Raw genomic sequence first — 6198 nt, forward strand, 5'->3', positions numbered from 1 at the left:
GTATCATCAGGTCATCATATCAGATTATTAAAACATAAAGGAGTTTACCCACAATGAGATATCAAGGACTTTTGCAAACGTACAGAGAGCACCTTCCGGTTAATGAAAATACACCATTGCTTACGCTTCAGGAAGGGAATACACCGTTGATTTATGCAGAGAATCTGTCTGAGGAGCTCGGCTTAAAAGTATACTTCAAGTATGAAGGTTTGAATCCTACAGGATCTTTCAAAGACCGCGGTATGGTTATGGCGGTTGCCAAAGCGATGGAAGAGGGCAGCCGTACGATCATGTGTGCATCTACAGGTAACACGTCAGCAGCTGCAGCAGCCTACGCCGCACGTGGTGGCCTCAATTGTATCGTGCTGATCCCTAATAATAACATTGCACTGGGTAAACTGGCCCAAGCCATGATTTATGGAGCCAAAGTGATTGCGATTAATGGTAACTTTGACCGTGCACTGGAGATTGTGCGTGAGATCACAGCCAAACATCCGATCACGCTTGTAAACTCTGTGAATCCGTTCCGGATCGAAGGACAGAAGACAGCAGCGTTTGAAGTGGTTGAACAACTGGGCGAAGCGCCTGACGTTCTGGCTATTCCAGTTGGTAATGCGGGGAATATCTCGGCCTATTGGAAAGGCTTCAAAGAATACAAAGAGGCTGGTAAATCCAACACGCTGCCACGCATGGTTGGTTTCGAAGCCGAAGGTGCGATGGCGATTGTCAAAGGTGAACCGATTCTTGAGCCTGAAACAGTAGCCACAGCGATTCGAATCGGTAATCCGGCTAGCTGGAAAACGGCTGTAGCTGCAGCTGAGGAATCTGGTGGACAGATTAACTATGTAACGGATGAACAGATCCTGACAGCGTATCGTACGCTTGCATCTCGGGAAGGGATTTTTGCTGAACCTGCTTCTGCGGCTTCCCTTGCTGGTGTATACAAACTGAAGAGCGAAGGGTACTTTAAAGGCGGAGAGACTGTAGTTTGCGTACTGACAGGTAATGGCCTGAAAGATCCGAATATTGCGATCAAAACAGTAGCGACTGAGCCGCTTGTTGTTGAAGATACGGAAGAAGCAGTAATGGCGGCCATTGCACAATTGGAGCAGCAATCTGTATGAGTTTGCGTGAAAAGGTAACTGTAAAAATACCTGCAAGCACAGCCAATCTCGGTCCGGGCTTTGATACTCTGGGCATGGCATTGTCTCTGTATGCCTGGTTGGAGATGAAACCTGCCGAGCAGACCACATTTCATCTTTACGGCGATCATTTGACAGGCCTGCCTACGGATAAATCGAATTTGATTTACGAAGTCGCACAGATGGTATTCGATGAAGCTGGGGTGTCTGTACCTGAATTGGAGATTTCCATGTATTCCGATATTCCACTTACGCGTGGACTCGGCAGTAGTGCATCAGCCATCGTTGGTGCACTGGCGGCAGCGAATGCATTAATTGGTACTCCTTTATCGGATGCGAAACTTCTGGATATAGCCACCTCCCTCGAGAAGCATCCTGATAATGTGGGTGCATCACTCTATGGGGGTATTATTACGGCTGCATGGGATGGTGTGCGGGTAGATCATATTCGTATTGAGCCACACCAGGATTTGCAGGCTTTGGTTGTTGTACCTGAATTCCAACTGTCTACTTCAAAAGCAAGGAATGTGATCCCAGAGCAATTTGGCATGTCTGATGTGGTGCATAACATTAGCAGATCCTCGCTGCTCGTTGCCGCTTTGGCGAGTGGGCGACTGGATATGATTCAGAAGGCGATGTCAGATCGAATTCACCAACCGTACCGGGCATCATTGGTGCCAGGCATGGCTGAGATATTGGAACATGCTGTCGATCATGGAGCGTTGGGAGCTGCCCTGAGCGGAGCGGGACCGACCGTATTAACCTTGGTAGATCGTCATGACACCCGCAAAGCGGAATTGGAACAATATTTGCTGAACACCATGGAGCGGGAGGGCATATCTGCTTCTGCACTGTGGCTCGATCCGGATTTGGACGGTGTAACCGTGCTGCCTGATCAAGACGAACGTCCTTTTTTGGACAGAATCAAAGGGGAAGTTAATGCATGAAAAGAATTGCAGTATTACCTGAAGGCTCAGTTTCCCATGAGGCGATTGATTTCCTTTTTAACAGTGAACCGTTAGATTTGCTTCACTCCAAGCTGATTTCAGATGTTTTTCGAGCAACAGATAGTGGAAAAACACAATACAGTGTCATTCCGATGGAAAATACAATTGAAGGTTCCGTTAGCCTTCACATGGACTGGCTTGTGAATGAAGTGGACATTCCAATGCAAGCAGAGTGGATATACCCATCCATCCAGAATGTCATTGGACATGGGGCTGAATTCAGGACGGAGAGCGGCGAGTATGATTTTAGTAAAATTACCAAGATCATGTCTCATCCTGTGGCTATTCCGCAGTGTCAGAACTTTATTCGTCTGCATTCGCCTGATGCGGATCTTGAAGGTGTGAACAGTACAGCCGAAGCTGTAGAAATTGTGAAGAAAAATCCGGGTAAGGGCTGGGTAGCCATCGGTACCAAGCTTGCTGCTCAGAAGCATGGTCTGGACATTATGGCTGAACGAGTTACAGATCATGACAATAACTATACCCGTTTTGTGCTTATCGGCCATGAACCTGTGGTTATTCCTCGTGAACCGGATCATGTGAAAACCAGCTTGCTCGTGACATTGCCAGAAGATGCACCGGGAGCGTTGCATCAGGTATTGTCGGCATTTGCCTGGCGGAAGCTGAATCTGACCCGTCTTGAATCTCGTCCAACGAAGAAACGATTGGGCAGTTATTATTTCTACATTGATGTTGTGGAAACGGTCGATTCGGTATTGCTCACTGCAGCCATGGCTGAGATAGAGGCGTTGAATTGTCAGGTGCGTGTTCTTGGTAGCTATCCTTGTTATACATATCCTTCGAGGTAATCGACCTGTATGATGGTTGGAATGTTAGAAGGTTGTCATAATTCTGGATAGAATGAACAAGTAAGAGCTTTTCATTTGATGTACAATGGACGAGTTATAACGTTCGGAGTTAGGGAAATGGATATTTTATGGAGGTGCAGTCATCGGTGGCAGAGCAGTGGATCTATTTGGATGGTCAGTATGTGACCAAAGAGAACGCAACCGTTTCGGTATATGATCATGGATTTTTGTACGGAGACGGGATTTTCGAAGGTATTCGGATCTATAACGGAAATATTTTCAGATGTAAGGCTCACTTGGATCGTTTGTATGATTCGGCAAAATCCATCAGTTTGAACATCCCGCTGTCCATGGATGAGATGTTGGAAGTGATGGCTGAAACGGTGCGCCGCAATGATATGCGTAATGGGTATATTCGTCTTATCGTATCACGTGGCCCTGGTAATCTTGGTTTGGACCCGCTTCGTTGCCCTAAGGCATCCGTAATCATCATCGTGGAGCAATTGGCGATTTATCCGGAGGAAGCGTATCTGACTGGATTAAAAGCAGTGTCCGTATCCCAACGTCGGAACATCCCGGACGCTTTGAATCCGAAAATTAAATCATTGAACTATCTGAATAACATCCTGGTTAAAATCCAGTCTAACTATTCAGGTGCTGGAGAAGCGATTATGTTGAATTCCCAAGGTTACGTTACCGAGGGTTCAAGTGATAACATCTTCATCATCAAAAATGGTGTAGTATACACGCCGCCTTGTTATCTCGGTGCTCTTGAAGGGATTACACGTCAAGCCATTATCGATCTATGTGGAGAACTGGAGCTTGAATTAAAAGAAGTGCCATTCACCCTGCATGATGTGTATATCGCAGACGAAGTCTTTTTCACCGGGACAGCTGCAGAAGTTATCGCTGCATGTGAAGTGGATGGAAGAACAATTGGTACGGGTGTCGCAGGTCCTGTAACGCTGAGACTGCTGGAAGCATTCCGTCAGATTGTTGACAAAGATGGTTATAAAGTGTGGGAATCTTAAGTAAGAATTGTATAGCATAGGGAACAGGAATCCTCCTTGTCCGATAAAATTCAGCATACCTGGTGTATGGGGATTTTTAACGACAGGAGGATTTTTTTTGTTTAGTTGATGTCATTAGCCCGGTTTCTGCATAGGATGTAGTAACGGTATGGGCGAATGTACTGCCCAAGTATGACGTCTAGGAGGTTAGTTCCCTGTGAAAATACACATGGTGAAAAAAGGCGACACATTATATCTGCTGTCCCAAAAATACAATGTTGCGCTGGACAAATTGATCGCGGCTAATCCGCAAATCACAAATCCCGACAAGCTGGATATTGGCATGAAAGTCAAAATCCCTGCAGAGCCAGTAACACCGAAGCCGGAGGGTATGCTCCACAGTCACAAGGTTCAGCAAGGAGATTCGTTATGGAAGTTGGCACAAGCCTGGGGAGTTCCTTTAAAAGATATGATCAATGCCAATCCACAGTTGAAAAATCCGAATGCTCTTCTGGTGGGGGAAACGGTCTACATTCCCTCGATGCATGCACAAGGAAACACGATGTCTAACTCGGGTGCCAGCAACATTGCTGCAAATGAAAAATTGTCGCCTGAAGGTAAGGAATACACGGGAGTCAAAGAACCGGAACAACCTGCTCCAGTTGCACCAACTCCTCCTGCTCCGGTATCAGAGGTTCCAGTCCCAGTACCTGCTCCACCACCAGCTAATCCAGAAAAACCGAATGTGAAGCCTGAACTGGAGGTGCTGCCGCAGTTGCCAGAACTTCCTGAAGTGAAACCCGAAAAGGAAATGCCGAAAAAAGAAGAGGTTAAACCTGAAGTTCAAATTAAACCTGTAGCGGAATCCAAGAAATATACAATGCCTAATCTTTCGCCTGAAATTATGCCTTTGCCTGTAATGCCTAATACTGAGCCTCCAACTGAGGTTGCACCAGCAACGAAAAAGCCCTGTGGTTGTGGTAACAAGTTGCATCATGCGCCAGCGGAGCATCCTTATGTTCAAATTCCGGTTCCTGCACAAGAGGTGTATGGTATTCAGCAAGACATGTACACGGCAGAAGTGAGTAATAATGCGCCGTTTCCAGGGATTTCGGAAGTTAGCCCTTACAGTGGCAGTGAAATGACTAACAGCCCGTGGACAGGTGCGGAGCAGAGCTATAACCACAATAACGTTATGCCAAATCTGTCTCCAGAAATGCAAAACAACTCATTTCCGATTGCACCAGCTGGCGAAGTGAATAGTCCATTTCCAACGTATGCAGCACCTAGTCATATGAATCATCAGCCACCATTCATATCTCCATACTCGATGCTTCCGTATCCTCCATGCGGATGTGGATCACATACACATGTCCCTCAGTATACTTATCCTTCTTATGGTTACCAGGAACCGGCTTGGAACATGAACATGTACGGTCCTTCGTATGGTATGCCACCTGAAATGTCTACATCAACGATGCCAAACCAGCCTATTGAGTATGCATATCAGAATCCGTATCCTACACAGAACATGGTTCCGCCGTCCCCGCTTGGAGCATTTGGCGAAATGTATCCTCCTCAAGGGCAAGGCAGTGGTGGCAAAAAGGGAGGGCGTGAAGACGCTAACTTAAGTCAGGTAAGCATTGAAGAGGTTGGATCAGATTCGGAGGCGAAGTCCAAGCAAACCGGAAATAAGCCAGCAGCCGCAAAACGCAGAACGAGCAAGGCTCCTCTGAAGAATAAATCCAAAGTATCTGTGTTAGGAAAAACATCCAGAGAGGGTGTAGCTACTTCCAACCAACGGAAATCAAATAAAAAGCGTCGTAATCCATGGATACAAAACTAACCAGAGGACTGCGATCGATAGAGAAGTAAGTTACCTATAATATTAGCGGGAAGTTAACTCTGTGATAGGGAGTTGGCTTCCCGCTAACTCTGAATGAACAATGAACTGCATATAAAGGAGATATAATTTTTCAGGAATAATGGGAGCATTTTGTAGAGAAATATTGAAAACCCTTTCATATATGTGCTAAAATATTTGTTGTACCCTATGAGCGTACCGCGATAATAGGACAAGTTAGGGAACCGATATGATCGCTTTAGCTAATGCAAAACTAGTAAAGAAAAGAAATGAAAAAAACTGTTGCATTAGATTCAGCCGTATGATATATTATTTAAGTCGCCGCTGAAACACACGGCTGACACGGGAAACACAATAAATGAAGAA

The 6198-nt window shown here is 45.9% G+C and carries 5 protein-coding genes; all 5 read left to right on the plus strand.

Going from position 1 to position 6198, the window contains the following annotated elements; genetic code table 11:
* Positions 1–53 precede the first annotated feature (53 nt).
* The 5 genes from thrC to ACX9NY_RS30255 all read left to right on the plus strand — a co-directional run bounded on the left by thrC (position 54) and on the right by ACX9NY_RS30255 (position 5814).
* Positions 54–1124, plus strand: a complete 1071-nt coding sequence (thrC, locus tag ACX9NY_RS30235) for a threonine synthase (RefSeq protein WP_339237058.1) — start codon at positions 54–56, stop codon at positions 1122–1124.
* Entirely contained in the window at positions 1121–2089 is a 969-nt protein-coding gene (thrB, locus tag ACX9NY_RS30240) for a homoserine kinase (RefSeq protein ID WP_472476646.1), read from the plus strand. The genes thrC and thrB overlap by 4 nt, the downstream gene beginning before the upstream one ends.
* Positions 2086–2958 carry a prephenate dehydratase gene (pheA, locus tag ACX9NY_RS30245; RefSeq protein ID WP_472476647.1) on the plus strand — a complete coding sequence of 291 codons (873 nt, stop codon included), beginning with the start codon at positions 2086–2088 and terminating at the stop codon, positions 2956–2958. The genes thrB and pheA overlap by 4 nt, the downstream gene beginning before the upstream one ends.
* Before the next feature lie 146 nt (positions 2959–3104).
* Positions 3105–3989 (plus strand): branched-chain-amino-acid transaminase, encoded by an 885-nt coding sequence (gene ilvE, locus ACX9NY_RS30250; protein ID WP_339237053.1) that lies wholly within the window; start codon positions 3105–3107, stop codon positions 3987–3989.
* A gap of 196 nt (positions 3990–4185) precedes the next feature.
* Positions 4186–5814: a LysM peptidoglycan-binding domain-containing protein gene (locus ACX9NY_RS30255; protein WP_472476648.1), complete on the plus strand. Its 1629-nt coding sequence runs from the start codon at positions 4186–4188 to the stop codon at positions 5812–5814.
* Positions 5815–6198: the final 384 nt, after the last annotated feature.

Source organism: Paenibacillus sp. CB74 (genome assembly GCF_055687625.1).

Coding starts and splice junctions, on each gene's coding strand:
- pheA (WP_472476647.1), top strand. CDS start 2,086: ATGAAAAGAATTGCAGTATTACCTGAAGGCTCAGTTTCCCATGAGGCG.
- thrC (WP_339237058.1), top strand. CDS start 54: ATGAGATATCAAGGACTTTTGCAAACGTACAGAGAGCACCTTCCGGTT.
- thrB (WP_472476646.1), top strand. CDS start 1,121: ATGAGTTTGCGTGAAAAGGTAACTGTAAAAATACCTGCAAGCACAGCC.